26 protein-coding genes are annotated in these 23,078 nt (G+C 70.6%); 16 read left to right on the forward strand and 10 right to left on the reverse strand.

Translation table 11 applies throughout. The annotated features are described in order from the left end of the window. The first annotated feature begins 35 nt into the window (after positions 1-35). Together ACLNEE_RS02475 and ACLNEE_RS02480 are read left to right on the forward strand one after the other, a co-directional pair. A complete protein-coding gene (locus ACLNEE_RS02475) occupies positions 36-1,559 on the forward strand; it encodes an NAD(P)H-quinone oxidoreductase subunit N (protein WP_411423511.1) in 1,524 nt (507 codons plus the stop codon). A 52-nt stretch (positions 1,560-1,611) separates the two neighbouring features. Then, positions 1,612-2,301, forward strand: coding sequence for an ABC transporter ATP-binding protein (locus ACLNEE_RS02480; RefSeq protein ID WP_411421632.1), 690 nt, complete (start codon positions 1,612-1,614; stop codon positions 2,299-2,301). A 6-nt stretch (positions 2,302-2,307) separates the two neighbouring features. On the opposite strand, the gene ACLNEE_RS02485 is transcribed toward ACLNEE_RS02480, so the two are convergent. The 5 genes from ACLNEE_RS02485 to ACLNEE_RS02505 all read right to left on the reverse strand — a co-directional run bounded on the left by ACLNEE_RS02485 (position 2,308) and on the right by ACLNEE_RS02505 (position 6,657). Beyond that, positions 2,308-3,495: a M23 family metallopeptidase gene (locus ACLNEE_RS02485; RefSeq protein ID WP_411421624.1), complete on the reverse strand. Its 1,188-nt coding sequence runs from the start codon at positions 3,493-3,495 to the stop codon at positions 2,308-2,310. A 92-nt stretch (positions 3,496-3,587) separates the two neighbouring features. Then, positions 3,588-4,322, reverse strand: coding sequence for a biotin--[acetyl-CoA-carboxylase] ligase (locus ACLNEE_RS02490; RefSeq protein ID WP_412006740.1), 735 nt, complete (start codon positions 4,320-4,322; stop codon positions 3,588-3,590). Continuing rightward, positions 4,304-5,515: an aminotransferase class I/II-fold pyridoxal phosphate-dependent enzyme gene (locus ACLNEE_RS02495; protein ID WP_411421622.1), complete on the reverse strand. Its 1,212-nt coding sequence runs from the start codon at positions 5,513-5,515 to the stop codon at positions 4,304-4,306. Before ACLNEE_RS02495 ends, ACLNEE_RS02490 begins: the two co-directional genes overlap by 19 nt. Next, complete coding sequence (locus ACLNEE_RS02500; protein ID WP_411421621.1) at positions 5,502-5,822, reverse strand: thioredoxin family protein; 321 nt, start codon at positions 5,820-5,822, stop codon at positions 5,502-5,504. Before ACLNEE_RS02500 ends, ACLNEE_RS02495 begins: the two co-directional genes overlap by 14 nt. 61 nt (positions 5,823-5,883) lie before the next feature. Further along, positions 5,884-6,657 (reverse strand): PspA/IM30 family protein, encoded by a 774-nt coding sequence (locus ACLNEE_RS02505; RefSeq protein ID WP_411421620.1) that lies wholly within the window; start codon positions 6,655-6,657, stop codon positions 5,884-5,886. A gap of 55 nt (positions 6,658-6,712) precedes the next feature. Here ACLNEE_RS02505 and ACLNEE_RS02510 point away from each other — a divergent pair, with 55 nt between their 5' ends. Beyond that, a complete protein-coding gene (locus tag ACLNEE_RS02510) occupies positions 6,713-7,330 on the forward strand; it encodes a DciA family protein (protein ID WP_411421619.1) in 618 nt (205 codons plus the stop codon). On the opposite strand, the gene ACLNEE_RS02515 is transcribed toward ACLNEE_RS02510, so the two are convergent. From ACLNEE_RS02515 to ACLNEE_RS02525, 3 genes are read right to left on the reverse strand one after another with little or no spacing between them, the layout of a single operon-like run. After that, positions 7,324-9,156: an ArnT family glycosyltransferase gene (locus ACLNEE_RS02515; RefSeq protein ID WP_411421618.1), complete on the reverse strand. Its 1,833-nt coding sequence runs from the start codon at positions 9,154-9,156 to the stop codon at positions 7,324-7,326. The genes ACLNEE_RS02510 and ACLNEE_RS02515 overlap by 7 nt on opposite strands. 26 nt (positions 9,157-9,182) lie before the next feature. Continuing rightward, positions 9,183-10,280, reverse strand: coding sequence for a glycosyltransferase (locus ACLNEE_RS02520; protein ID WP_411421617.1), 1,098 nt, complete (start codon positions 10,278-10,280; stop codon positions 9,183-9,185). After that, a complete protein-coding gene (locus tag ACLNEE_RS02525; RefSeq protein ID WP_411421616.1) occupies positions 10,280-11,215 on the reverse strand; it encodes a DMT family transporter in 936 nt (311 codons plus the stop codon). Before ACLNEE_RS02525 ends, ACLNEE_RS02520 begins: the two co-directional genes overlap by 1 nt. Before the next feature lie 52 nt (positions 11,216-11,267). On the opposite strand from ACLNEE_RS02525, the gene sppA reads away from it, so the two are divergent. The 13 genes from sppA (at position 11,268) to ACLNEE_RS02590 (ending at position 20,764) form a co-directional block, all read left to right on the forward strand. Continuing rightward, positions 11,268-12,080, forward strand: a complete 813-nt coding sequence (gene sppA / locus ACLNEE_RS02530; protein ID WP_411421615.1) for a signal peptide peptidase SppA — start codon at positions 11,268-11,270, stop codon at positions 12,078-12,080. Beyond that, positions 12,077-12,502: a chorismate mutase gene (gene aroH, locus ACLNEE_RS02535; RefSeq protein WP_411421614.1), complete on the forward strand. Its 426-nt coding sequence runs from the start codon at positions 12,077-12,079 to the stop codon at positions 12,500-12,502. The genes sppA and aroH overlap by 4 nt, the downstream gene beginning before the upstream one ends. A gap of 23 nt (positions 12,503-12,525) precedes the next feature. Beyond that, positions 12,526-13,128 carry a DUF2808 domain-containing protein gene (locus tag ACLNEE_RS02540; protein ID WP_411421613.1) on the forward strand — a complete coding sequence of 201 codons (603 nt, stop codon included), beginning with the start codon at positions 12,526-12,528 and terminating at the stop codon, positions 13,126-13,128. A gap of 97 nt (positions 13,129-13,225) precedes the next feature. Then, positions 13,226-13,363: a 50S ribosomal protein L34 gene (gene rpmH / locus ACLNEE_RS02545; protein WP_213178710.1), complete on the forward strand. Its 138-nt coding sequence runs from the start codon at positions 13,226-13,228 to the stop codon at positions 13,361-13,363. Between the two features lie 4 nt (positions 13,364-13,367). Then, complete coding sequence (gene rnpA / locus ACLNEE_RS02550) at positions 13,368-13,751, forward strand: ribonuclease P protein component (protein ID WP_411421612.1); 384 nt, start codon at positions 13,368-13,370, stop codon at positions 13,749-13,751. Then, positions 13,748-14,158, forward strand: a complete 411-nt coding sequence (locus ACLNEE_RS02555) for a PH domain-containing protein (RefSeq protein ID WP_411421611.1) — start codon at positions 13,748-13,750, stop codon at positions 14,156-14,158. The genes rnpA and ACLNEE_RS02555 overlap by 4 nt, the downstream gene beginning before the upstream one ends. Before the next feature lie 52 nt (positions 14,159-14,210). Beyond that, positions 14,211-15,347, forward strand: a complete 1,137-nt coding sequence (gene yidC / locus ACLNEE_RS02560; RefSeq protein WP_411421610.1) for a membrane protein insertase YidC — start codon at positions 14,211-14,213, stop codon at positions 15,345-15,347. A 30-nt stretch (positions 15,348-15,377) separates the two neighbouring features. Then, positions 15,378-15,956, forward strand: coding sequence for a YceD family protein (locus tag ACLNEE_RS02565; RefSeq protein ID WP_411421609.1), 579 nt, complete (start codon positions 15,378-15,380; stop codon positions 15,954-15,956). Then, on the forward strand, positions 15,953-17,470 hold the full coding sequence (locus ACLNEE_RS02570) for an AAA family ATPase (RefSeq protein ID WP_411421608.1): 1,518 nt from the start codon (positions 15,953-15,955) through the stop codon (positions 17,468-17,470). The genes ACLNEE_RS02565 and ACLNEE_RS02570 overlap by 4 nt, the downstream gene beginning before the upstream one ends. A 70-nt stretch (positions 17,471-17,540) precedes the next feature. Next, complete coding sequence (locus ACLNEE_RS02575; RefSeq protein ID WP_411421607.1) at positions 17,541-17,720, forward strand: hypothetical protein; 180 nt, start codon at positions 17,541-17,543, stop codon at positions 17,718-17,720. Positions 17,721-17,879: 159 nt separating this feature from the next. Beyond that, complete coding sequence (locus tag ACLNEE_RS02580; protein WP_411421606.1) at positions 17,880-18,875, forward strand: FliH/SctL family protein; 996 nt, start codon at positions 17,880-17,882, stop codon at positions 18,873-18,875. Between the two features lie 53 nt (positions 18,876-18,928). Then, positions 18,929-20,101, forward strand: a complete 1,173-nt coding sequence (locus tag ACLNEE_RS02585; protein WP_411421605.1) for an aminotransferase class V-fold PLP-dependent enzyme — start codon at positions 18,929-18,931, stop codon at positions 20,099-20,101. 102 nt (positions 20,102-20,203) lie between these two features. Continuing rightward, positions 20,204-20,764, forward strand: a complete 561-nt coding sequence (locus ACLNEE_RS02590) for a hypothetical protein (protein ID WP_411421604.1) — start codon at positions 20,204-20,206, stop codon at positions 20,762-20,764. 7 nt (positions 20,765-20,771) lie between these two features. Here ACLNEE_RS02590 and aqpZ read toward each other — a convergent pair whose 3' ends face one another. After that, positions 20,772-21,512, reverse strand: coding sequence for an aquaporin Z (gene aqpZ / locus ACLNEE_RS02595; protein ID WP_411421603.1), 741 nt, complete (start codon positions 21,510-21,512; stop codon positions 20,772-20,774). Between the two features lie 52 nt (positions 21,513-21,564). Next, complete coding sequence (locus tag ACLNEE_RS02600; RefSeq protein WP_411421602.1) at positions 21,565-23,067, reverse strand: UDP-N-acetylmuramoyl-L-alanyl-D-glutamate--2,6-diaminopimelate ligase; 1,503 nt, start codon at positions 23,065-23,067, stop codon at positions 21,565-21,567. Positions 23,068-23,078: the final 11 nt, after the last annotated feature.

Consider the following 23,078-nt stretch of genomic DNA (forward strand, 5'->3'; position numbering starts at 1 on the left):
CCGTGGCCGACGCCATCGGCAGCGGGGCTGGAACCGTGGGCCTGAACCTGCAGCTCAATGCCGGTGCGATCGCCCCCGAGGTGGCGGTGCTGCTGGCCCTGGTGGCCTGCCTGCTGGTGGATCTGGCCGGCGAGCGTGCCGCCAGCCGCTGGGTCCCACCCCTCTGCTACGCGGGCCTGAGCTCTGCCCTGGTGCTCCTCGCCCTGCAGTGGAACGCACCAGTGCTCGAGCCCTCGTTCCTGGGATCCTTCCTCGCCGACAACCTGGCCATCGCCTTCCGCGGCGTCGTGGCCGCCTCCACCCTGATCTCCCTGCTGCTCAGCTGGCGCTACGTGGAGCGCAGCGGCACCCCGGTGGGGGAGTACGCGGCCATCCTGCTGGCCGCCACCCTCGGCGGCATGTTCCTCTGCGGTGCCACCGACCTGGTGAGCATCTTCATCTCCCTGGAGACCCTGTCGGTCTCGAGCTACCTGCTCTCGGGCTACATGAAGCGGGATGCCCGCAGCTCCGAGGCGGCGCTCAAATACCTGCTGGTCGGTTCCGCTGCCGCGGCGGTCTTCCTCTACGGCGCCTCCCTGCTCTACGGGCTCACCGGCGGAGCCACCGGGCTCGATGCCGTCGCCCTGGCCCTCAAGACCAGTGCCTCCCCGGTCACGGCCCTCGCCCTCGTCTTCGTGCTGGCCACCGTCGCCTTCAAGATTGCCGCCGTCCCCTTCCACCAGTGGACCCCCGACGTCTACGAGGGGTCACCCACGCCGGTGGTGGCATTCCTCTCGGTGGGCTCCAAGGCCGCCGGCTTCGCCCTCGCCGTCAGGATCCTGGTGGGGTGCTTCGAGAGCTTCGACGCCCAGTGGAAACTGCTGTTCACCGTGCTCGCGGTGCTCAGCATGGTGCTGGGCAACGTCGTGGCCCTGGCCCAGACCTCGATGAAGCGGATGCTGGCCTACAGCTCGATCGGCCAGGCCGGCTTCGTGATGATCGGCCTGGTGTGCGGCACCGAGGACGGCTATGCCGCGATGGTGCTCTACATGGCGGCCTACCTGTTCATGAACCTCGGGGCCTTCGCCTGCATCATCCTGTTCTCCCTGCGCACCGGCAGTGACCGCATTGCCGATTACGCCGGTCTCTACCAGAAGGATCCCCTGATCACCCTGGGCCTCAGCCTCTGCCTGCTCTCCCTGGGCGGGATCCCCCCCATGCTGGGGTTCTTCGGCAAGATCTACCTCTTCTTCGCCGGCTGGGCCGACCACCAGTACCTGCTGGTGGTGGTCGGTCTGATCACCTCGGTGGTGTCGATCTACTACTACATCTCCGTGATCAAGATGATGGTCGTGAAGGAGCCCCAGGAAGCCTCCGACGTCGTCAAGGCCTATCCGGCGATCAACTGGTCGGTCACGGGTCTGCCGGCGCTTCGCGCTGCGCTGATCGGCTGCGTGATCGTCACGGCCGTGGGCGGGATCCTCTCCAGCCCGCTGTTCACCTGGGCCGGCGACGCGGTGGCCGGCACTCCGATCCTGCAGCAGGCCCTGGCCAGTGGCGGCAGCTTGTCGATTGGCTGAGCAGCCAGGGGCCGGGACCAGGCTGAGCGAGCCGGGCCTGGCCGCGCTCGTGATGGTCGAGCCGGAGCAGGCCGGTCCCGTCGCCGACCTGCGCAACATCCACAAGGTGTACGGCTCGGGGGACACCGAGGTCCGCGCCCTCGACGGCCTGAGCCTCACGGTCAACCGCGGGGATTACCTGGCGGTCATGGGGGCTTCAGGGTCCGGCAAGAGCACAGCCATGAACATCCTGGGCTGCCTGGATCGTCCCACAGCCGGCAGCTATCGCCTCAACGGCACCCTGGTGGATGCCCTCGATGACGATCAGCTGGCCGACCTGCGGAACCGGGATCTCGGCTTCGTGTTTCAGCAGTTCCACCTGCTGCCCCAGCTCACGGCCCTGGAGAACGTGATGCTGCCCATGGTGTACGCCGGCGTACCCGCCCTGGAGCGGCGCGAGCGGGCCGGCCAGGCGCTCGCCCGGGTGGGTCTGGCCCAGCGCCTCCACAACAAGCCCAACCAGCTCTCCGGTGGTCAGCAGCAACGGGTCGCCATCGCCCGCGCCATCATCAACCATCCGGCGCTCCTGCTCGCCGATGAGCCCACCGGCGCCCTTGATTCCCACACCACCGAGGAGGTCCTCGCCATCTTCGATGAGCTGCACCGCGGCGGGATGACCGTGGTGATGGTCACCCACGAGGACGACGTGGCGGCGCGGGCCGAGCGGGTGGTTCACTTCCGCGACGGACGCATCACCGACTGAGGGGCCCTAGCCCGCCGCAGGCCGGGGCCGCTCCAGGCTCTCGAGCAGCTGGCCCATCAGCAGGGCGATGGCATCGCTTCCCAGGGCTCCCTGGCCCGGGTCGAGGTCACCGGGGTCCACGGCCAGCCAGCCGCCGTCGCCCGGCACCCTCAGCTCGAAATGCAGGTGGGGCCCGGTGCTGAGGCCGGTGCTGCCGACCCGACCGATCACCTCCCCCTGGCGCACCCGATCACCGGGCTTCACGTACAGCTCGCTCAGGTGCCCGTAGAGGGTGCGGCGGCGCGGCCGGTCGTGGTCGATCTCGATGGCCAGGCCGTAGCCACCGGCCAGGCCGCTGCTCACGACATGCCCCCCCAGGGCCGCCACCACCGGCGTGCCCTCGGGCGCCGCCAGATCCCTGCCGGCATGCATCAACCAGCTGCCCAGCAGGGGGTGCAGCCGATAGCCGAAGACGCTGCTGGTGACGGCCGAACCGATCAGGGGAAACAGCAGCCGCCGGTTGCCGTTGCCCGCCACCGGCCCCGGACGGGGAGTGACCGCGAAGACGTCGGACAGACGGAAGTTGGCCCCGGAGCCCGCGAGCAGGGCCGACACCGGCACCGTGAGGGGCGTGGTAATCGGGGCACCGGCAAAGGCGAGCGGCCCGCCTGCGGCAGGATCGAGGCCGCCGCTGGTCTGGCCGGGCCGGCCCCGCCAGCGCACCACCAGCCCACTGCTGCACTCCTGGCTGGAGAGCGCCCCGCTGCGGCAGGCCTGCTGATGGGCCGGAACGTTGAACGGTGTGGAGCGGACACCGCTGCGCAGCCGATCGCGCTCGGCCGGGGTGACGATGCCGTCGCGCACCAGGGAGTCCAGGGAGCGATCGAAGCGGGCGGGGGGCTCGTCACGCCCCTGGGCCGGCGCGGGGCGCAGGGGGGGGGCAGGCTGGGGCCTGAGCCGGGAGGTCGCGGCCGATCCCGGGGATGGCGGAGACGGCGGCGTTGCGGAGCGGGTGGGCGGCGAGACGGCGGGGAGGGCAGGCCTCGCCACTGGTGGGGCGGCCGGTGACGCGGCCGCGGGGGCGGGAACAGCGGCCTCCTCCCGGGCTGGATCGGAGCTCTGCTCCTGGGCTGCGACGAGACCGGAAAGCCCCACCAGGGTGGTGGTGGCGGCCAGGGCCACGGGGACCAGGCGGAAGGGAGCGGATCGGGCCATGACGGGATTGTAAAAAGCGCGGGCTCACCGCGCCCAACCGGCGCGATCGGGCCGGATTCCTCCGTCGGGCCGACCGCGGGGTCCGCCAGCGCTCAGAACACCCGGGCCAGCGTGGTGCGCCACGGACCGCGCTCCAGCCGCAGGCCCCCGTCGCTCTCCAGGCCCGCGATCTGCCAGCGCAGGCCGAGATGCTCCACGCCCTCCCGGGGTGACCAGAGCCGTCGCTCGGCCTCGCGGCGCACCAGGTCGGGCTCGTCCGCATGGCGGAGGGCCCAGTCGATGGCCGACAGCACCCGCACCTCCAGCCGACGGGGGCAGGCCTCGGGATGCCAGGCCCGGCCCGGTGCAAGGGCCTGGCCGACCGACACGGCACCGGGGGGCACCCGGTTGATGCCATTGAGGCCGATGCCCGCCTGGGCCCAGCGCACCTGCGCCCCCCGCAGACGCAGGCGCGGCAGCAGGCCGGCCAGCTTGCGTCCGTGCAGCAGCAGGTCATTGGGCCACTTGATGCGCACCGGCAGCCCCAGGGTCTCCAGTTGCTGCGCCAGGCCCACCGCCAGGCCGAGCGCCAGGCTCGCCCGGGCCTCGCCGCTCCAGGGGAACGCCGCACTCAGCCACACCCCGCCGCGCGGGGCACTCCAGAGGCGGCCCCGCTGGCCGTGGCCATAGCGCTGCCGCGCCGCGATCACCGCCAGCCGGCCCTCGAGCGGCCCGGTGGCGCTGGGGCGACCTCCCAGCCACCGCTCCAGCTCCCACTCCGTGCTGCCGCAGACGGCGAGGCGCCGGATCTGCCAGGGGCCGGGGGGCCTCAGCGGCCGGCCAGCCAACGGCCGATCCGATCCGCACCCTCCTCCAGGGAGGCGCTGGGGTGGACGAGGGCCAGCCTGAGCCAACCCTCACCCCCCGGACCAAACCCGTTCCCGGGGGTCAGGGCCACGCCCGTGGACTCCAGCAACTCGCCACAGAAGGCCTCCGCGTCGCACAAGGCCTGCCCGTCGCGGTGGCGGACCTGGGGAGGCAGGGGCAACCAGAGGTAGAGCGCCATGCTGGGCAAGGGCACCGGCCATCCCACCGCCTCCAGGGCCGCGGCCATGCGATCACGACGCTCCCTGTAGACCTCCCGCAGCTGCGCCGGCCAGTCGGGGGCCTGCTCGAGGGCCGCCACGGCGCCGGCCTGAAGCGCCAGGGACTGGTTGAAATCCACCACCCCCTTGAGCTGGCGAAGGGCCGTGATCAGCCACTCGGCACCGATCGCGAAGGCCAGCCGGTAGCCCCCCAGGCACCAGCTCTTGGACAGGGAGAAGAACTCGATGCCGCACTCACGCCAGTGGGGATGGCGCAGCAGGGCCGGGGCTTCGCCCTCGAGAGCCAGATCCACGTAGGGGTTGTCGTGGGCCAGCACCAGGTCGTGGCGCAGGGCCTTCTCCACCGCCGCATCCACCCAGGCCTGCTCGCCCGTGGTGGCGGTGGGGTTGTGGGGGAAGCCGAGCACCATCAGCTTGAGCGCATCCCACGTGGACGGTGGGAGACGGTCGAAGTCCGGCCGCCAGCCGTCGGCAGGGTCGAGCCGCAACAGCTCGGGCCGGGCCGAGGCGAGCTGCAGCCCCCCCAGGTGGGAGGGGTAGTAGGGATCGAGCAGCAGGGCCCGATCGCCGGGATTCAGCACGGCCAGCGGAAGGTGGGCCGTGCCCTCCTGGGAGCCCACCAGCAGCAGGACCTCCCGCTCGGGATCGACCGCCACACCGAACCGTCGCTGGGCCCAGCCGGCCACGGCCTGGCGAAACGGGAGCGTGGAGGCATGGAGGCAGTAGGCGCTGCTGGCCGGATCGCCCAGGCCGGAGCGGATCGCCTCGATCGCCACCGCAGGAGGCTGGAGATCGGTGGATCCCAGCGAGAGATCGAGCAGGGGAGGCCCTGCGGCACCGGGTTGCCGGGCCCTGGCGGCATAGGCCGCCTTGCGCTGGTCGTTGCGGGCGAAGACGCCGCTGCCCAGGCGGGAGAGCCGCTCAGAGATGGGCATCCAGGAAGGCCTTGAGCTGGGCCTGGGCCATGGCACCCTCATGGCGCGCCACCACCTGGCCGTCCTTGTACAGCACCAGGGTGGGAAGACCCTGCACCTCCAGCAGATCGCGACTGGCGGGGTTGGGGTCGGCCTCGAGCTTGCCCACCGTCAGACGCCCGGCGTATTCCGCCGCGGCCCAGTCCATCATCGGGGCCATCAACCGGCAGGGGCCGCACCAGGTGGCCCAGACATCCACGAGCACCGGGGTGCTCACCTCCAGGACCTCGCTCTGGTAGTTGGCATCGCTGAGCTCGAGGACGGACACGGCAGGGTTGGGGTGGGTAAGGGCGGCAGGGAAGGAACGGAACCAGCGGACAGGGTCGCGGTCAGAGCTTGTCGATCGAGCGCTTCAGCTCCTCGAGCTCCGCATCGACCTCGGCCACCTTGACGGGCTCGAGCTGGGGAACCGGGTCACTGTCCAGGGGGAGGGCGACGGGAGTCTGGGCGCCGGAGAGCCGGTTCTTGAGAGCGGCGAGCTCGTCGTCCACATCACTGCCCTCGAGGGCGGCGAACTGGCTTTCGAGGTCGGCTCCGGCGAGTTCGGCGGCCGCCTGGCTGCGGGCCTCCATGGTCTGCACCTTCTCCTCCATCCGCTCGAAGGCCGCCATGGCGGAATTGGTGCCGAGATTGCCGACGGCGCTCTGCAGCTGCTCCTGCGCCTGGGCCGCCTGGGCCCTGGCCTTGAGCATGTCCTTCTTGGTCTTGGCCTCGGCGATCTTGGCCTCCAGGGCGACCAGGCTCTTCTTCAGCGCCTCCACCTGGCCCGCCTGGCTCTGCAGCTGGGTGTTCAGCGCCGTGGCGGTGTCCTGGTAGGTCTTGCGACGGGTGAGCGCCTCCCGGGCCAGGTCCTCCTCCCCCTTCTGCAGGGCGAGTTCGGCCCGCTCGAACCACGTCTTGGACTGGCTTTCGGCCTGCTCCGCCTGGTTCTGAATCCGCTTCTGGCTGGCGATCGCCGTCGCGACGGCCTGCCGCAGCTTCACCAGATCGGACTGCATGTCCGCAACGGACTGGTCAAGGATCTTGGAGGGATCCTCCATGCTGCCGATCACCGCATTGGCGTTGGCGCGGAACAAACGGCTGAGGCGGTCGAAGAAGCCCATGGCCCAGCGAGGTGCGATGCCAGAGGCTAACCATGGACGGTCCTAGCGTTTGCGCATGGTTCCCGTGCCGCCACCGACCGACGCCGGGGATGGCCCCGTTCGCGGCCGCCGCCGCCGCCGGGAGCGGCCGCTGATGGGGACACGGCGCCACGGCAACCTGTCGATCCTGGCGCCGGCCCCGCAGGCTCCGGCCGCCACCCTGTCGCGCTGCCTCGAGACGCTGCAGCAGAGCTGGCAGAGCAGCGGCAACCTGGCGGCCCTGTGGCAGCGGTGGCCCCAGCTCGCCGGCCCCCAGCTCGCCCCCCACTGCCGTCCCCTGCGGCTGGCGGGTTCGGTGCTCACCGTGGGGGCCGCCCCAGGCCCCTGGCTCCAGGCCCTGCAGTACAACCGCCACCAGCTGCTGGCCAGCCTGCGGGCGGCGGGCTTTGCGATCCGCTCGATCCGCTTCGAACAGCACCATCCCGGCGCCCCGGTGCTCCAGGCCAGCCTGGGAGAGGCCGACAGCTGGGCCCGCCATCCCAGCCGGGTGGACGTGCATGGCATGGCGACCTGCCCCTGCTGTCACTGCCCGGCTCCGGCAGGGGAGATGGCCCTGTGGGGCCACTGCAGCTTCTGCCGTCGCAGGGATCTGAACCCTCCCCCCGACGCGGAGGGGGGGGCAGCGGATCAGTAGCGCTCCGGGCGGGGATCCCGCCAGTCGGGACGGACACCGGCCGCCTTCAGCGCCGCCGCCCGCCGCTCGAGCCGGGAGCGATCCAGCCGCCAGAGGCGGTAGATCCCCGCGGAGTCCAGCAGCTCGGGCTCCAGGCCCTGCCAGTAGGGCTGCTGCGCCGTTCCGGCGTCGATCACCAGCAGCAGCGTGGGCTGCTGCTGCACCGTGCTGGGACTCTGGCCGGCGCGACGTTCGGCCCCGAGCCGATCCGCCAGGTTCACCAGCCCCGTCGCCGGGGCCCCCTCGAAGATCACGACCTGGCGGGCGTAGTAGTGCAGGGAAGGCTTGAGCATGCCCACCATGGCCAGGGGTTCCTGGGAATGCCGGTCCTGACGGACAGTGGCGGCCATCTGGCGCACCGGCGCGCCCCGCAGCCCATCCCCCAGCTCCCCGACGGGCAGCAGGACCAGCGGCACAAACAGGACCAGCGGGAGCTGCAGGGCCAGCAGCCCCTCGGATCGGCCGCGGGAACGCCAGGCCAGCCCGGCCGCCACCGCCGCCAGGCCGTAGCAGCCAGCCGCCAGCGCCAGCCGCCGACTGGCCAGCAGCTGGGCCGGCAGGGTGGGCATTTCCGGGGTGACGATCCCGGGCACCCACCAGGGGGCCGCGGCAAAGACCAGCGCCAGGAGCAGCGCCAGCACCAGGCTGAGCCCGAACGCCAGGCGCCACGGCCTGCCGCCGCCGGGACGCGCGGCCAGGGCGATCAACAGCCCCGCCGCCGGGGTGGCGGGCAGCCAGTAGCTCGGCAGCTTGGTGGCGGCCGCCGTGAAGAACAGCAGCACCGCCAGCAACCAGCAGGCCGCGAAGCGCTGCAGGGAGAGGGCCGGTGGCAGGGGCGGCCCCGGGAAGCCGAACCGGCCCCCGCCGATCCCCCGAATCAGCCCGAGCAGCAGGAGGGGACTCCAGGGAAGACTGGCCAGCAGCAGCACCACGGCGAAGAACCACCAGGGCTGCTGATGGTTGTTGACCACGGCGGTGAACCGCTGCAGGTTGTGGTAGCCGAAGAAACTGCGCCAGAAGGGCTCCCCCTCCACCGCGAGGGCCAGGCCATACCAGGGCAGAGAGATTCCGGCCGTGATCGCCAGCCCGACCGGGGGACGCAACCGCGTCCAGAGCCGCCCCAGATCAGCCTGAAGGGCACCGAACAGCAGCAGGGTCAGGCCGAGCAACAGGATGGCCACGGGCCCCTTGGCCAGCACGGCCAGCCCGAGCAGCACCCAGCCACGCCACCACCCCCCTCCCGCGGCGGCATAGCTGTGCCAGCAGAGCAGCAGGGCCAGGCTGAGGCAGCCGGAGAAGAGGGCATCGCTGACGGCGATGCGACCCCAGAGCAGCACCAGCGGCGAGAGGGCGAAGGCCAGGGCCGCCGTCAGCGCCGTGACCACGGCCCGGGGCTGCCAGCGGTCCTGCCCGTGGTCGGTCGCCTGAGGCCAACGCAACAGGGTCTGGACCAGAGCCAGCATCACCGCCACGCTGGCCAGGGCCGAGGGCAGCCGCGCCGCCCAGGTGCCGAGGGGATTCCACTGCTCCTGGCCCGGCAGGGCATAGACCAGCCCCATGGCCCAGTACACCAGCGGTGGCTTGTCGTAACGGGGCAGGCCATTGACGCGGGGGATCAGCCAGTCACCGCTTTCGGCCATCGCCCGCGCCGAGGCGGCGAACAGCGGCGGAGTCTCATCCACGAGGCCACTGCTGCCCAGCTGCCAGACGAACAGCCCCAACCCCAGCAGCAGGGTGAGCCCCAGGACCCGACGGCGCACGGCAGGGGTGACGGAACGGGAGGGCAAGCGGGACGGTCGGCTGCGGGGCGACCCTATCCGCCACGCGCAGCCCGGTCCGCCGCCGCGGCCACCACCGCCTCGAGCCACGCCTCGATCCGCGCCGCGAAGGCCTGCTGGGAACAGGTCTGCTCAACCCAGCGGCGGCAGCCGGCCCGGGGGACCGCCAGGGCCCGCTGCACCGCAAGCCGCAGGCCATGGCGATCATCCGGTGGGGCCAGCGCCCCGTTGGTACCTTCCTGCACCAGCTCGCCGGGGCCGCCGCGGGCATAGGCGGCGACGGGCACGCCGCAGGCCATGGCCTCCACCACCACGTTGCCGAAGGCCTCGTTCCACTTCGGGGTGTTGAGCAGCACCGCACAGCGACCGAGCTCCTGCTGAAGCCGCTCCGTCGGCAGAAAGCCACGCCACTGGATCGTGCCCGCCGGCACCGAAGCCTCCACCCGCCGGGCGTAGGCCCCATCCTCCTCCAGGCCCCAGACGGCCAGGGGCATCTGCAGATCCGCGGCCACCGCGGCGGCATCCTCCAGGCCCTTCTCCGGGGCAACCCGGCCCGCCCAGCCCAGCAGGGGATCGCCGCTGGGGGCGAAGTGGTAGCGGGTCAGGTCGAAGCCGTTGCCCACCAGACGGGGGGCGCCCGGCAGGCTGAAATCCCCAGCCTGGGCCGCGGTGTGGAAGGCAAAGTGCTCGGGATGGTGCTGTGCCACTGCGGCGACCACCGCATCCATGGCCTCACCCACCGACCCCATGCTGATCAGATGGGCCAGGGGGCACGCGGTGTGCGGCGTCAACCAGATCGGCAGCCAGTCGTAGGCCAGGTTGACGATCACATCGAAGCCGGCCTGATGGAGGAGGGCGCGTTGCCAGAGCTTCGGCAGCACGCCATCCACCGGAATCTCCACCGGAGCGTCCCGGTGGCGGTGCTGCCAGCTGGGCTGGTCGACACCCGCTTCACACCAGAGCGCGGCGCCGCTGCAGGCCGGGGGCAGCCGGGAGCCCTCCCCGGCGAGCACGGTCAGGCGATGGCCGCGCTCCAGCAGTCCCGCGACCAGGGCCGTGGCGGTGAGTTCCACCCCCCCACCCCGGCCACTGCCCAGGCTGCCCACCGGCGTGCTCACCACCAGCACCCGCATCAGCGGTGCCCCTGCCAGAGCTGCTGGCGGCGGTTGATCAGCAGCACCGAACTGAGAGCCAGGGCCGCCCCCAGCCACTGCAGGGGCAAGAGCCGCTCCTCCAGCCAGGCCACCCCACAGAGCACCGCGAAGACAGGGGTGAGAAAGGTCAGGGCGGTGAAGCCGGTGAGGTCGCCGCTGCTGGCGAACCAGAAGAACAACCCATAGGCCAGGGCACTGCCGAGCAGCGTGGCGTAGGCCATCAGGCCCCACTGGAGCGGCGACCAGGCGGGCAGCCAGGGGCCGCCGCCGGCGAGGGCAGGCGCCTCGGCCAGCAGCAGCAGGGGCAACCCTCCCAGCACCATGTGCCAGCCGGTGATCGCCACCGGATCACTGCGGCGGGCGGCATAGCGGCACAGCACCGTCCCGACCGCCATGGCCACCGCGGCCCCCAGCATCCAGAGCTCCCCGTGACTCCAGGCCGACTGGTCGAGGGACGCGGGTCCCTCCAGCCACCAGTGCCGCAGGACCGGTCCGGGCAGGCCCAGGCAGAGGATGCCCAGCAACCCCAGCAGCAGACCGAGCCAGCCCACCGGGTTGATCGCCTCCCCGAACAGGCTCCGGGCCAGCAGGGCCACCAGCAGCGGCTGGGAATCGATCAGCACCGACCCCAGGCCGGCCCCGGTCTGACCCAGGCCACGGGTCAGCAGCCCCTGGAACAGGCTTCCATCCACGAGCGCGAAGGCCAGCAACCAGGGCCAGTCGGCCGGATCGATCCGGAGCGAGCGGCCCAGCAGGACGGCGGCCAGCAACACCACAGCACCGGCGGGCAGGAGCCGCAGGGTGGCGATGGCCCAGGGCGAGCCCCCCGTGAGCAGGGGCTTCATCGCCGCCATCGCCGTACCCCAGAGGGCGAACGGCAGGATCATCAGAAGCCAGCGGAGGGGCTGGGGCATCGGAGCCGGTTCGGAGCTTCTTTTTAAGATCCAGCCACCTTCTCCCGTTCCCATGGTCTGGCCCTGGCGCCGCAAGACACGCCGCACCATGGCGCGGATCAGCATCGAGGGCCCGATCGGGGGCGGCACCCGCACCCGCGTGCTCAAGGCCCTGCGCCAGGTGGAGGAGCGGGAGTGTCCGGCCCTGCTGCTGCGGATCGACAGCCCCGGCGGCACCGTGGGGGACAGCCAGGAGATCCACAGCGCCCTGCTGCGGCTGCGGGACAAGGGTTGCCGCGTGGTGGCCAGCTTCGGCAACATCTCCGCCTCCGGAGGGGTCTACATCGGTGTGGCGGCCGAGAAGATCGTGGCCAACCCCGGCAGCATCACCGGCTCGATCGGGGTGATCCTGCGGGGCAACAACATCTCCAAACTGCTGAAGCGCCTCGGTGTCAGTTTCGAGACCGTCAAGAGCGGCCTCTACAAGGACATCCTCTCGCCGGACCGGGCCCTGACCCAGGCCGAACGGGACCTGCTGCAGGACCTGATCGACTCGAGCTACACCCAGTTCGTGGCGGCGGTGGCCGAGGGCCGCGGCCTGACGGAAGAGACCGTGCGGCAGTTCGCCGATGGCCGCGTCTTCAGCGGAGCCCAGGCCCGGGAGCTGGGACTCGTGGATCAGCTCGGCGACGAGGAGGCGGCCCGCCGGCTGGCGGCGGAGCTGGCCGGCCTCGATGCCGACAAGACCCGGCCGATCACCTTCGGAGCCCCGCCACGGCGTTTCGCCGGGCTCATCCCCGGCCGGGGTCAGCTCCGCCGGCTGGGCCAGTTGCTCAGCCTGGAACTGGGCTGGAGCGGCCAACCCCTCTGGCTGTTCCGCCCATGAGCGAGCCCCTGGAGCTGCGTGCCCTGCGGGGAGCCACCACCGCCAGCGGCAACACCGTCGAGGCCATCGCCGAGGCCGTCGGCGAGCTGGTGGATGCGCTGGTCGAACGCAACGGGCTGGCGGGGAGCAGGGTGCTGTCGGTCACCTTCTCCGTGACCGCCGATCTGGATGCCTGCTTCCCGGCCGCCATCGCCCGCCGCCGGCCCGGCTGGGAACAGGTGGCCCTGATCGACTGCCAGCAGATGGCCGTCGCCGGGGATCTGGGCCACTGCATCCGGTTGCTGGCCCACGCCTGGATGGAGCCCGGACGCCCCCCCTGCCATCCCTACCTCCGCGAGGCGAGCCGCCTCCGGCCGGACCGCGCCAGCCCAGAGGCCGACCACCACCACACTCCTTCCTCCCGGGGCTCTGCTGAGAATTGAGCCATTGATCCTGTGGAGGCCCAATGGGTTTCAACCCACTACGCCACCCTCGCGCTCTGGCCGCCGCCGCGGGGCTGGGAGCCGCAGCCCTGACTGGCGTTGGGCTGCTCCATCCGGCTGGCCTGCAGCCCGCGGCCCAAGCCCAGGGCACCTCCGGACTGGTGGAGTTCCGCTGGGAGAACAGCCGCGACTACCGCAAGCTCTACTTCTTCATGACCGATACCCAGCGCCTCAAGCGCTCGGAGTATTACCTGCTGCTTCGGCCCAAGGACCGGAAGACCGCCATCCTCAAGCTGAGCATCACCATTCCGAAGTACTTCGACGCCAAGATCGATCCGTCGCGGGTGCAGCTCTGCAAGATGAATGAGGGTGGGATGCTGTCGCGCACCCGCTGCGTCGAGAAGATCCCCGCCACCATCGAGATCGCCGAGAATGGCGGAGCGATCGAGATCTTCCCCGACACCCCGGTTTCGGACGAGGGAACGATCGGGGTTTACATCAAGCTCTTCAACCCCTTCAACGTGGGGATGTATCAGTTCAACGCCCTGGCCCAGGCCCCCGGTGAGGTGCCCATCTCCGGCTACCTGGGCAGCTGGCTGATCCAGATCGATCCCCCCAGCAACTGACGGTCGGCGGCCCTGCCTGCCGGGGCGTCTCCAAGCCGCCTGATAGGTTGGCGCCAACGCCCTATTCCGACGCGTCGCCAGGAGCGAGCACGAAGCCATGACCAAGCGCACCCTCGAAGGAACCAGCCGCAAGCGCAAGCGTGTGTCCGGTTTCCGGGTCCGGATGCGGACCCACACCGGCCGCCGGGTCATCCGCACCCGTCGCCGCCGCGGCCGGTCCCGCCTCGCCGTCTGAGCGCTTGGCCCTGCCTCGCTGCCACCGGCTGAAAGGGGAACGGGTCTTCGACAGTCTCTACCGCAAGGGTCGGCAGTTGCACGGCCCTTTTTTGATGCTGCGGTGGCTGCCGGCCCGCGCCGAGCTCCTGCCCATGAGCCAGCGGGGCTCAGCCACCTCCCCCTGGCGCTGCGGCGTGGTGGTGAGCACGAAGGTCCACAAGCGCGCCGTGCAGCGCAACCGCCTGCGCCGCCTGATCCACGGCCACCTGCTGCAGCTTCCCCTCGGGCAGGCCGACAGCCCGGTGTGGCTGCTGATGAGTCTGAAGCCCGGCTGCGCCGAACGCACTCCTGACGCCCTGCTGGGAGAATGCGAGCAGCTTCTGCACCGAGCAGGCCTGACACCATGAGCAAGCAGAGCCCAGCAGAGATCCAGGAAACGGTCTTCTTCGAGGGAGGTCCGGCCCGGGGCGACCTGATCGTCAATCTGCTCTTCGGCCTCACCGTGATCGGCCTGCCCTTCGCGGTCGGCGCGATCGTGCGGGCCCTCTGGCTGCGTTTCCGCATCACCAACCGACGGATCGAGGTCAATGGCGGCTGGCGCGGACGGGAGCGCACCCAGGTCGTCTACAGCCAGATCCGCGAGGTGCGCAGCGTGCCCCGCGGCTTCGGGGCCTGGGGTGACATGGTGCTGGTGCTCACGGACGGAGCCAAGCTCGAACTGCGCTCGGTGCCCCGCTTCCGGGATCTCGAGGCCTACATCGAGGAGCGCCGCCAGGCCGCCCGTCCCGCCCCACCCCGGGGCATGGCCGCCTGAGCCTCAGGCACACTGATCCACGCTTTCCCCTCACCCCCAAGCCCCCTCCGCCGTGATCGGCTACATCTCCGACAACCTGCTGCTCCCGATCCTCGACTTCTTCTACGGATTGGTGCCGAGCTACGGGCTGGCGATCATTGCCCTCACGGTGGTGATCCGGCTGGCACTCTTCCCACTCAGCGCAGGCTCGATCCGGAACGCCCGGCGCATGCGCATCGCCCAGCCGGTGATGCAGAAGCGTCAGGCGGAAATCCGCTCCAAGTTCGCCAGCAACCCCCAGAAGCAGCAGGAGGAGCTGGGCAAGTTGATGAAGGAGTTCGGCAGCCCCCTGGCCGGCTGCCTGCCCCTGCTGGTGCAGATGCCCATCCTCTTCGCCCTGTTCGCCACGCTCCGCGGCTCACCGTTCGCGGATGTGCCCTACACCCTGAACCTCAAGGTGCTGCCGGCCGAGCAGGTGGCGACCATCGAGCCCAAGCCCTTCAACAGCGCCAGCCACGCGATCTTCGTCTCCAACACCGAGCACGTGCCGGTGATCGCCAGCCTGGAGAATGGCAACAAGCTGGGGGTCGGCAGCCGCGAGACGGTGAACCTCCACACGAAGACCGGCCAGAGCTTCGACACCGTGCTGGCGGACGTGGAGAACGGCAGCGCCTTCACGCCCAGCTGGAGCGTGACCAAGGGCGAGGGTGTGGTCAGCGTCGATCAGAACGGCACGATCACGGCTCTCGCCCCCGGCGATGCCACCGTTGAAGGGAAGATCCCCGGCCTGGCGGCCCGCAGCGGCTTCCTGTTCATCAAGGCGCTGGGCCAGGTGGGCTTCATGACCGAAGGCACGGTCAACTGGGACATCGCCGGACTTGTGGCGGCCTTCGGGGCCTCGCTGTTCATCTCCCAGATCCTCTCCGGACTGGGCATGCCCCCCAACCCCCAGCAGTCCACCGCCAACAAGATCACGCCGGTGATGATCACGGCGATGTTCCTGTTCTTCCCCCTGCCGGCCGGGGTGCTGCTCTACATGGTGGTGGCCAACGTCTTCCAGGCCCTCCAGACCTATCTGCTCACCCGGGAGGCCCTGCCGGACAACCTCCAGGCCATCCTCGATCAGCAGCTGGCCCAGCAGACCGTCACCGTCTCCCCCGCCGGAGCCTCCGGGGGACGTCTGCCCTTCGAGCCGAAGGGCAAGAAGTAGCCAGCGCCATCCCGCGCTCCCCCCAGTGCCATGTCCGTCGATCCAGCGTGCCCGCCAGCCGGGCCCCGGGGCAGCGCCTCCGACCTCAGGCCCATCCCGATCCAGGATCTGCGCGGCCTCGCTGAGGGCCGCACCTGGACCGTGGAGCAGCACCTCGAGGGCCTCGCCAGCCTCACCCCGGTGCGGGGCGCGCTCCGGGCCGTTCACTGCGGCAACGTGCTGGCGGTCGACGGCCGGGCCACCACGATCCTCACCCTGCGCTGCGACCGTTGCCTGCAGCACTTCAACCACCCGCTGGGCTTCCACACCCGTGAACTGATCTGGCTCGGCGAAGCGGCCCGCCAGCAGGGGGTGGACAGCGAGCTGCTGGAGGGCCCCGCCACGGAGCTGGAGCTCGATCCCGATGCCCTCACCGAGAGCCTGGACCCCCGCGGCCATTTCGATCCGGCCCACTGGATCTTCGAGCAGCTCAGCCTGCAGCTGCCCCTGGTGAACGACTGCGGCGAGGAGTGTCCGGGGCCCAGCACCTGGAGCAGCGACGCCAGCCGTGGGGATCCCCGCTGGGCCGCCCTGGCCGCCCTGCGCGAGCCGCCGCAGGACACCCCATGAGCACCGACAGCTGGGCAGACCAGCTGGATCTGATGATTCGGGCGCGCACGCCGATCATCTGGATCCGCAGCCTGGAGGAGCAGCGGGTCGAGTCGCTGCTGGAGGCGGCGGCGCGACGTCTCGGCGACCGCCTCCTGCTGCGCTGGGATTTCGTGGAGGGACTGGCCGGCCTGCCCAACCGGGAGGGGGAGGCGGCCCGGAACCCGATGGCCGCCCTCGCCTGCCTCGATTCCCTTCCCGCCGACCAGGGCGCCATCCTGCTGCTGCGCGACTTCCATCGCTACTGCGAGGACGCCGGCATCTGCCGCCGCCTGCGCAACCTGTCGCGCCAGCTGCGGCTGGCGCCCCGCACCCTGATCATCACCGCTCCGGACTGGCAGCTTCCGCTCGATCTCGATGACTGCATCACCCTGCTGGATCTGCCCCTTCCCGACGCCGACGAGATCGGCCAGCTGCTGCGCTCCATCGCCGGGGCGAGCGGCCAGCCCCTCGACGCCGCCGTGCTGGCGGAACTCACCGCGGCCTGCCACGGGTTGAGCGAGCAGCGGGTGCGCCAGCTGGCCGCCCGGGCCCTGGCGCGCCGTGGCCGTCTCGGGGCCGATGACCTGGCCGAGGTTCTCGAGGAAAAGCGCCAGGCCATCGCCAAGAGCGAGCTGCTCGAGTACTGCCCCAGCAGCTCCACCCCAGCCGACATCGGCGGGCTGGAAACCCTCAAGCACTGGCTGGAACAACGGCGGATGGCCTTCAGTGCCGAAGCCCGGGCCTATGGCTTGCCCCTGCCGCGCGGTGTCCTGCTGGTGGGTCCCCAGGGCACGGGCAAGTCCCTCACCGCCAAAGCCATCGCCCACAGCTGGGCGATGCCCCTGCTGCGCCTGGATGTGGGACGGCTGTTCGCCGGGCTGGTGGGAGCGTCGGAAGCGCGCACCCGCGACATGATCCAGCGGGCCGAGGCGATGGCGCCGTGCGTGCTCTGGATCGATGAGATCGACAAGGGCTTCGGGCTGGCCGCCACCGGAGACGGGCGCAGTGACGGGGGGACCACGCAGCGGGTGCTGGGCACGGTGCTCACCTGGATGGCCGAGAAGACCAGCCCGGTGTTCGTGGTGGCCACGGCCAATGCCGTGGAACGCCTTCCTCCGGAGCTGCTGCGCAAGGGCCGCTTCGACGAGATCTTCCTGCTGGACCTGCCCAGCCCCGAGGAACGCCACGCCATCTTCGATCTCCAGCTGAAGCGACGGCGGCCCGACCATCGCATTCCGCTGGAGGTGCTGGTGGACCGCACGGCCGGGTTCTCGGGCGCCGAACTGGAGCAGACCGTGATCGAGGCCATGCACCTGGCCTTTGCCGAGCGGCGGGAGTTCGGCGAGGCCGACCTGATCGCCGCCGCCAGCCAGGTGGTGCCCCTGAGCCGAACGGCGCGGGAACAGCTCGAGGCCCTGCACCAGTGGGCCAGCACCGGACGGGCGCGACCGGCCTCGAGATTGCGGCGCGTAACGAACTCCGACGCCAGGTAACAAGGCTCTCCTGGGGGAGGGGCCGCATCAGCCGCCCTCCCTACGGTCTGCGGAAGCCCATGGCCTTCCCATGACCCCCAGCCCCACCCCCCGCGACCGCAGCGAACTGTTCACCCAGCTGGCGGTCGCCTGCATCGGGGCGGGGGTCGTCACGACCGTGGCGGTGGCCCAGGGGCAGAATCCCCTCACAGCGCTGGGCATCACCCTCTTCTCGGCCGTGGCGGCCGTGATGCTGGGTCAGGTGCTCTAGGCCCTGCATCCAGCCGGGGCCTCGCCAGGTGAAGGGGGCGCTCCAGCCGGCCGCGCGCCGCTGGTTGGCCGGCCACTTTGCAAAGGGGATCCCCAGCGTTGTGAATCCCTGCATCGCCGGATCAGGGTGAAGTTGTGGTTGTTCCGGTCTCCCTGGGCCATGGCCTTCATCACCTCCCCGTCTCCCCTGCGTCGCCTGGCGCTGCCCGCTGCGGGCATGGCCCTGGTGATGACCTGCAGCAGCACCCTTCCTGCCGTGGCGGCGGTGGTTCAGACCGCCTCGCCCATCCCCCACGAGCTGCTGCTCGCCAAGGACGACGACAAGGACGAGAAGAAGAAACGCAAGAAGAAAAACAAGGACAACCAGCAGCAAGAGAACAGGAACGAGAACAAGCGGAAGAACAGCAAGTCCTCCGATCAGAACCGCAAGGATCGCAAGGAGCTCAACCAGAAGGAGCGCGATCGGATCTATCGCCAGGGCGTGAAGGACGGCAAGGACAAGGGCTTCGAGAAAGGCAAGGAACGCGGCTACGAAAAGGGTGTGCGTTCCGGCTACCGGGAGGGCCTCGACAAGGGACGCGACCGCGGCTACGACCGGGGCTACAACAAGGGCTACAACCGTGGCTACCAGCGCGCTTCGGATCGCTGGAAGGATTGGGACAGCAACCGTTGGCGGGACTACAACCGCCGCGACCGCAACATCTGGACCCGTCGGACCGTGGTCAACAACTACTACGGCAATCCCGGCTGGGCCCGCAACCGCGGTTGGTACAACAACCGCCCCTGGGGCGGCGGCTGGTACGGCGGATGGGGCTCGAGCTCGCCGCCTTGGGGCTGGTGGTTCGGTCAGTCCCTGGTCTGGGGAATCACCACCCTGACTACGGCGGCGATCATCAACAACGCCATCGACCGGGCCATTGAGCGGCGTCAACCCACGGTGATCGTGCCGAACACCGACTGGCAGCTTTACTACGGCAGTGTGCAGCCGGTCCAGGATTACGGCGCGACCTTCGCGGTCTACAACGGCATGGGCACCTACCAGATGGAGGCTGACTGCAACGAAGGGCTCCTCAACGGGGATGTGCCGAGCACCCCGGCCGAGGCCCAGCTCCTCAATGCGGCCTGTCAGGTGACCTTCGGCGCCGGTCAGATCTGACCAGCAGGCCGGGGCTCCCAGCAGCCCGGTTCACCAGCCCCCGGTTCAGCCCGATGCCCCCGACCCTGCGCGATCAGCTGCCGGCCCTGGCCAACAAGGCCTACTTCAACTACGGCGGCCAGGGCCCTCTGCCCACGCCGAGCCTGGAGGCCATGGTCACGGCCTGGCAGCGCATCCAGGAACTCGGCCCATTCACCGACGACGTCTGGCCCTTTGTGGAATCCACGGTGGCGCGGCTGCGGCGGCGGCTGGGGTGCTGGCTGGGGGTGCCGCCCCACCGCCTGAGCTTCACCGAGAACGTCACCAGCGGCTGCGTGCTGCCGCTGTGGGGGCTGCCCTGGCAGGCCGGCGATGCGTTGCTGCTCAGCGACTGTGAGCACCCCGGCGTGGTGGCCGCCTGCCGGGAGCTGGCCCACCGCCATGGCCTGAGCCTGCACAGCCTGCCGGTGGCGGATCTGCTCGGCAGCCCCGCGGCCACGGATGCGGCGGTGCTGGAGCGGCTGGAGGCGGCGCTCACACCCCGGACCCGGCTGGTGGTGCTCTCCCATCTGCTCTGGAACACCGGCCAGATCATGCCGCTCGAGCAGGTGGCCGCGCACCTGCAGGATCACCCCCGCCGGCCCTGGCTGCTGGCCGACGCCGCCCAGGCCCTCGGCAGCCTTCCCGTCGCCGCCGCCGCCGCGGTCGTCGACATCTATGCCTGCACCGGCCACAAATGGTGCTGCGGTCCGGAGGGCCTGGGCGTGGTGGCCCTGTCCGAACGGGTGCTGGCCGAAGCCAGGCCCACCCTGATCGGCTGGCGCAGCCTCAGCCACGAAGGCACGCCGGCCAGCGGCTTCCATGCCGATGGGCGGCGCTTCGAGGTGGCCACCTCCTGCATCCCCCTGTTCGCCGGACTGGACTGTTCGCTGCAGCTGCTCGAAACCGAGGGGAGCGCCGAGGAACGCCACGCACGCCTGCGCAGGAGTGCGGGGGATCTCTGGCGGCAACTGCAGGATGTGCCTGGGTTGGACACGCTGCTCCAGGTGGAGCCGCCCGCCGGTCTGGTGAGCTTCACCCTGGCCGGCATGTCTCCGGTCGAAGTGGTGGGCCAGCTGGGCCGGCAACGGGTGTGGCTGCGCAGCCTGGATCAGCCCGCCTGCCTGCGGGCCTGCACCCACCTGCCCACGAACGCCGCCGACCTGGAGGCCCTGCTGAACGCATTGCGAAGTACCGCCAAAACCTGATCCACAGGCCGATGTCAGCGCCACACTGACGGTGTCAGCACGGCCCTCGCCATGGCCCTTCCGCAGTCCAGACTCCCCCTCCCTCCAGGAGCCGTCCTTGCCGTGAGCGCTGCGGCAGCGGCCACCCTGGCGACCTTGCTCGGCACGCCGCCGGCCGTGGCGGCCCAGGCCAGCGCCGAGCAGCGCCAGGCGGCCGAGAAGGCCTGCCTGCAGCAGGCCGCCCAGGAGGGCTTCCGCTCCGATCGAAGCCGGGTGAGCGCCAGCCGCTCCCTCGTGGATGGGAAGGTGGAGGTTGTGCTGCAGGCGAGCCGCGACGGCCTCACCCAGACCAGCCTCACCTGCTCCTACGCCGCCGGCCAGGGCGTCATCGCCATGCTGGAGGGGAAGCTGGAGCCAGGCTCCCAGAAGCAGTCGCCCTACGCCTCCGCCAAGGACACCATGGCCGGTGCCGGCGAAACCGCCCAGGAGAAGGCCGCCGAGGCGCTCGCCCCGATCAACGGCAAGCTCGCAGCCGGCAGCGAGAAAGAATCGCCCTACTCAGCCGCCAAGGAGGCAGGAGGGGCCTCCCTGGAACCCACCCTGGCCCGGCTCTGGGGCCTGGCACTGCCACTGGCTCTGGCGCTGGGCAGCTACGGCTGGCTGCGAAGCAGGGAGACGATGTGAGCCGCGCTCAGCTTTCGCCGGCCTCCAGCAGATGGCGCTGCACCCAGCCGGCCAGCAGGGCACCCACGATCGGAGCCAGCCAGAACAACCACAGCTGAGCCATGGCATCGCCTCCTGCCCACACGGCCACGCCGGTGCTGCGGGCCGGGTTCACGGATGTGTTGGTGACCGGGATGCTGATCAGATGGATCAGCACCAGGGAGAGCCCGATCGGCACGCCGGCCATGCTCGGGAAGGTGTCGCGGTGGGTGGACCCGAGAATCACCAGCAGGAAGATGAAGGTGAGCACCACCTCGATGATCAGGGCGGCCCAGAAGCTGTAGCCACCCGGTGAGTGGGCACCGAATCCATTGGTGGCCAGAGGATTGCTGCCGCTCAGCTCAAACCCGGCTCGGCCACTGGCCACGCCGTAGAGCAGCCCACCGGCGACGATGGCCCCCAGAACCTGGGCCACCACATAGCTCAGCAACTGGGAGCCCGGAAAGCGGCCGCTGGCCCACAGCCCGAAGCTGACCGCGGGATTGATGTGGCAGCCGGAGATCCGCCCGATCGTGTACGCCATGGTGAGCAGGGTGAGACCGAAGGCCAGCGCCACCCCAAGGAAACCGAGACCGAGCGGATTGGCATCGGCCTGGGCATAGGGAAAGACCGCGGCCAGCACGGCGCTGCCGCAGCCCCCGAGTACGAGCCAGAAGGTCCCGATGAATTCGGCGAGAAATTTCTTGGAGAGAGGAACCGCCGCTGCCATGCCGATCCGGAAATTGTGCCGAACTTAGCGCCATGCGCTCAGACGATCCCGCTCAGACCGTCCGGGCCATGAGCGCCTTCTCGGCCTCCTCGCGATCGTCGAAGTGGATCTTCGTGGTGCCGAGGATCTGGTAGTCCTCGTGGCCCTTGCCGGCGATCAGCACCAGGTCGCCGGCCTGCGCACTGGCGATCGCCATGGCGATGGCCGTGGCCCGATCGCCCTCCACCTGCAGATCGGTCCCGGCGGGAATGCCGGCCACCACATCCTCGAGAATCCGCGCGGGATCCTCCGTGCGGGGGTTGTCGGAGGTGACCACCACCCGGTCGGCCAGACGGGCCGCGATCGCCCCCATCTGGGGGCGCTTGCTGCGGTCGCGGTCGCCACCGCAGCCGAACACGCAGACCAGGCGCCCCTGGGTGAAGGGCCGGCTGGCCGTCAGGGCATTGTCCAGACCATCGGGGGTGTGGGCGTAGTCGACGAGCACGGCCGGCTGCCCCTCCAGCCCACGGCCCATCACGCGTTCCATGCGGCCGGGCACCCCGCGGAAACTGTCCAGCCCATCGAGGAGCAGGGGCAGAGGCATCCCCTGCTGAAGCAGCGCGCCCACGGCCTGCAGCAGGTTCATCAGGTTGAAGCGGCCCAGCAGGGGGGAGCGGAACCGGCCTTCGCCCACCGGGGTGACCAGCCGCCCCCGCACCCCGCTGCTCTCCATGGTCAGAGCGTCGATGAACAGGTCGGCGTCGGCGTCGCGCAGGGAACTGCTCCAGCAGCGCTCCCCCAGCTGGGCGGCCAGCTGGGCCCCCCAGGGATCGTCCCGGTTCACCACGGCAGAGGGGGTGCCCTTCTCCAGGAGCAGGGGAGCCGCAAAGAGGCTCGCCTTGGCGGCGAAGTACGCCTCCATGGAGGGGTGGTAATCGAGGTGATCCTGGGTGAGGTTGGTGAACACGGCGCCGGCGAAACGGCAACCCGCCACCCGCTGCTGGTCGAGGGCGTGGGAACTCACCTCCATCGCGGCGATGCGGGCGCCGGCATCGGCCGCCTGGGCCAGCTGGGCCTGCAGCAGATCGGCGAAGGCGGTGGTGTGCTGGGCGGTGACGGCATGGCCGGGCCAGCGGTTCTCGAGGGTGCCGAACAGCGCCGCCGGAGTGCCGGCGGCGGCGGCCAGATGCTCGATCAGGTGGGTGGTGGTGGTCTTGCCGTTCGTGCCGGTGACCCCGATCAGGGCCATCCGCTGGCTGGGCTGGCCCCAGAAGGCGGCGGCCAGCAGCCCCGCCCAGCGGGCCATCGCCCCATCCGTCACCAGCACGGGATCGCCCGCCGCCGGGGGGTCGGCGGCGGCGGCCGCAGGGCTCACCACCGCGGCACAGGCGCCGGCCGCGAGTGCCGAACGCCAGAAGGCCCCGCCGTCCACCTGGTTGCCAGGCAGACCCACGAACAGGGTGCCGGGGCCCACCCGGCGGGAGTCGCAGCTGATCGCTTCGACAGACGCCTCGGGAAAGTCGGCGGGTACCTGCAGTCCCACGTCGCGCAGCAGGGGGTGAAGCCGGTGGTTCATGGGCCGCTCAG

Source organism: Aphanothece stagnina RSMan2012, assembly GCF_046764815.1.
Classification (GTDB): Bacteria; Cyanobacteriota; Cyanobacteriia; order PCC-6307; family Cyanobiaceae; genus NIES-981.

Excerpts from the sequence above, each read along its gene's own strand:
- ACLNEE_RS02525 (WP_411421616.1), bottom strand. The coding sequence starts at position 11,215 with ATGCCCCAGCCCCTCCGCTGGCTTCTGATGATCCTGCCGTTCGCCCTC.
- ACLNEE_RS02520 (WP_411421617.1), bottom strand. The coding sequence starts at position 10,280 with ATGCGGGTGCTGGTGGTGAGCACGCCGGTGGGCAGCCTGGGCAGTGGC.
- ACLNEE_RS02575 (WP_411421607.1), top strand. The coding sequence starts at position 17,541 with ATGACCCCCAGCCCCACCCCCCGCGACCGCAGCGAACTGTTCACCCAG.
- ACLNEE_RS02510 (WP_411421619.1), top strand. The coding sequence starts at position 6,713 with ATGGTTCCCGTGCCGCCACCGACCGACGCCGGGGATGGCCCCGTTCGC.
- ACLNEE_RS02570 (WP_411421608.1), top strand. The coding sequence starts at position 15,953 with ATGAGCACCGACAGCTGGGCAGACCAGCTGGATCTGATGATTCGGGCG.
- ACLNEE_RS02480 (WP_411421632.1), top strand. The coding sequence starts at position 1,612 with ATGGTCGAGCCGGAGCAGGCCGGTCCCGTCGCCGACCTGCGCAACATC.
- aqpZ (WP_411421603.1), bottom strand. The coding sequence starts at position 21,512 with ATGGCAGCGGCGGTTCCTCTCTCCAAGAAATTTCTCGCCGAATTCATC.
- ACLNEE_RS02505 (WP_411421620.1), bottom strand. The coding sequence starts at position 6,657 with ATGGGCTTCTTCGACCGCCTCAGCCGTTTGTTCCGCGCCAACGCCAAT.
- ACLNEE_RS02485 (WP_411421624.1), bottom strand. The coding sequence starts at position 3,495 with ATGGCCCGATCCGCTCCCTTCCGCCTGGTCCCCGTGGCCCTGGCCGCC.
- ACLNEE_RS02585 (WP_411421605.1), top strand. The coding sequence starts at position 18,929 with ATGCCCCCGACCCTGCGCGATCAGCTGCCGGCCCTGGCCAACAAGGCC.
- ACLNEE_RS02600 (WP_411421602.1), bottom strand. The coding sequence starts at position 23,067 with ATGAACCACCGGCTTCACCCCCTGCTGCGCGACGTGGGACTGCAGGTA.
- ACLNEE_RS02580 (WP_411421606.1), top strand. The coding sequence starts at position 17,880 with ATGGCCTTCATCACCTCCCCGTCTCCCCTGCGTCGCCTGGCGCTGCCC.
- ACLNEE_RS02495 (WP_411421622.1), bottom strand. The coding sequence starts at position 5,515 with ATGCCCATCTCTGAGCGGCTCTCCCGCCTGGGCAGCGGCGTCTTCGCC.
- ACLNEE_RS02540 (WP_411421613.1), top strand. The coding sequence starts at position 12,526 with ATGGGTTTCAACCCACTACGCCACCCTCGCGCTCTGGCCGCCGCCGCG.
- rpmH (WP_213178710.1), top strand. The coding sequence starts at position 13,226 with ATGACCAAGCGCACCCTCGAAGGAACCAGCCGCAAGCGCAAGCGTGTG.
- aroH (WP_411421614.1), top strand. The coding sequence starts at position 12,077 with ATGAGCGAGCCCCTGGAGCTGCGTGCCCTGCGGGGAGCCACCACCGCC.
- sppA (WP_411421615.1), top strand. The coding sequence starts at position 11,268 with ATGGTCTGGCCCTGGCGCCGCAAGACACGCCGCACCATGGCGCGGATC.
- ACLNEE_RS02565 (WP_411421609.1), top strand. The coding sequence starts at position 15,378 with ATGTCCGTCGATCCAGCGTGCCCGCCAGCCGGGCCCCGGGGCAGCGCC.
- ACLNEE_RS02555 (WP_411421611.1), top strand. The coding sequence starts at position 13,748 with ATGAGCAAGCAGAGCCCAGCAGAGATCCAGGAAACGGTCTTCTTCGAG.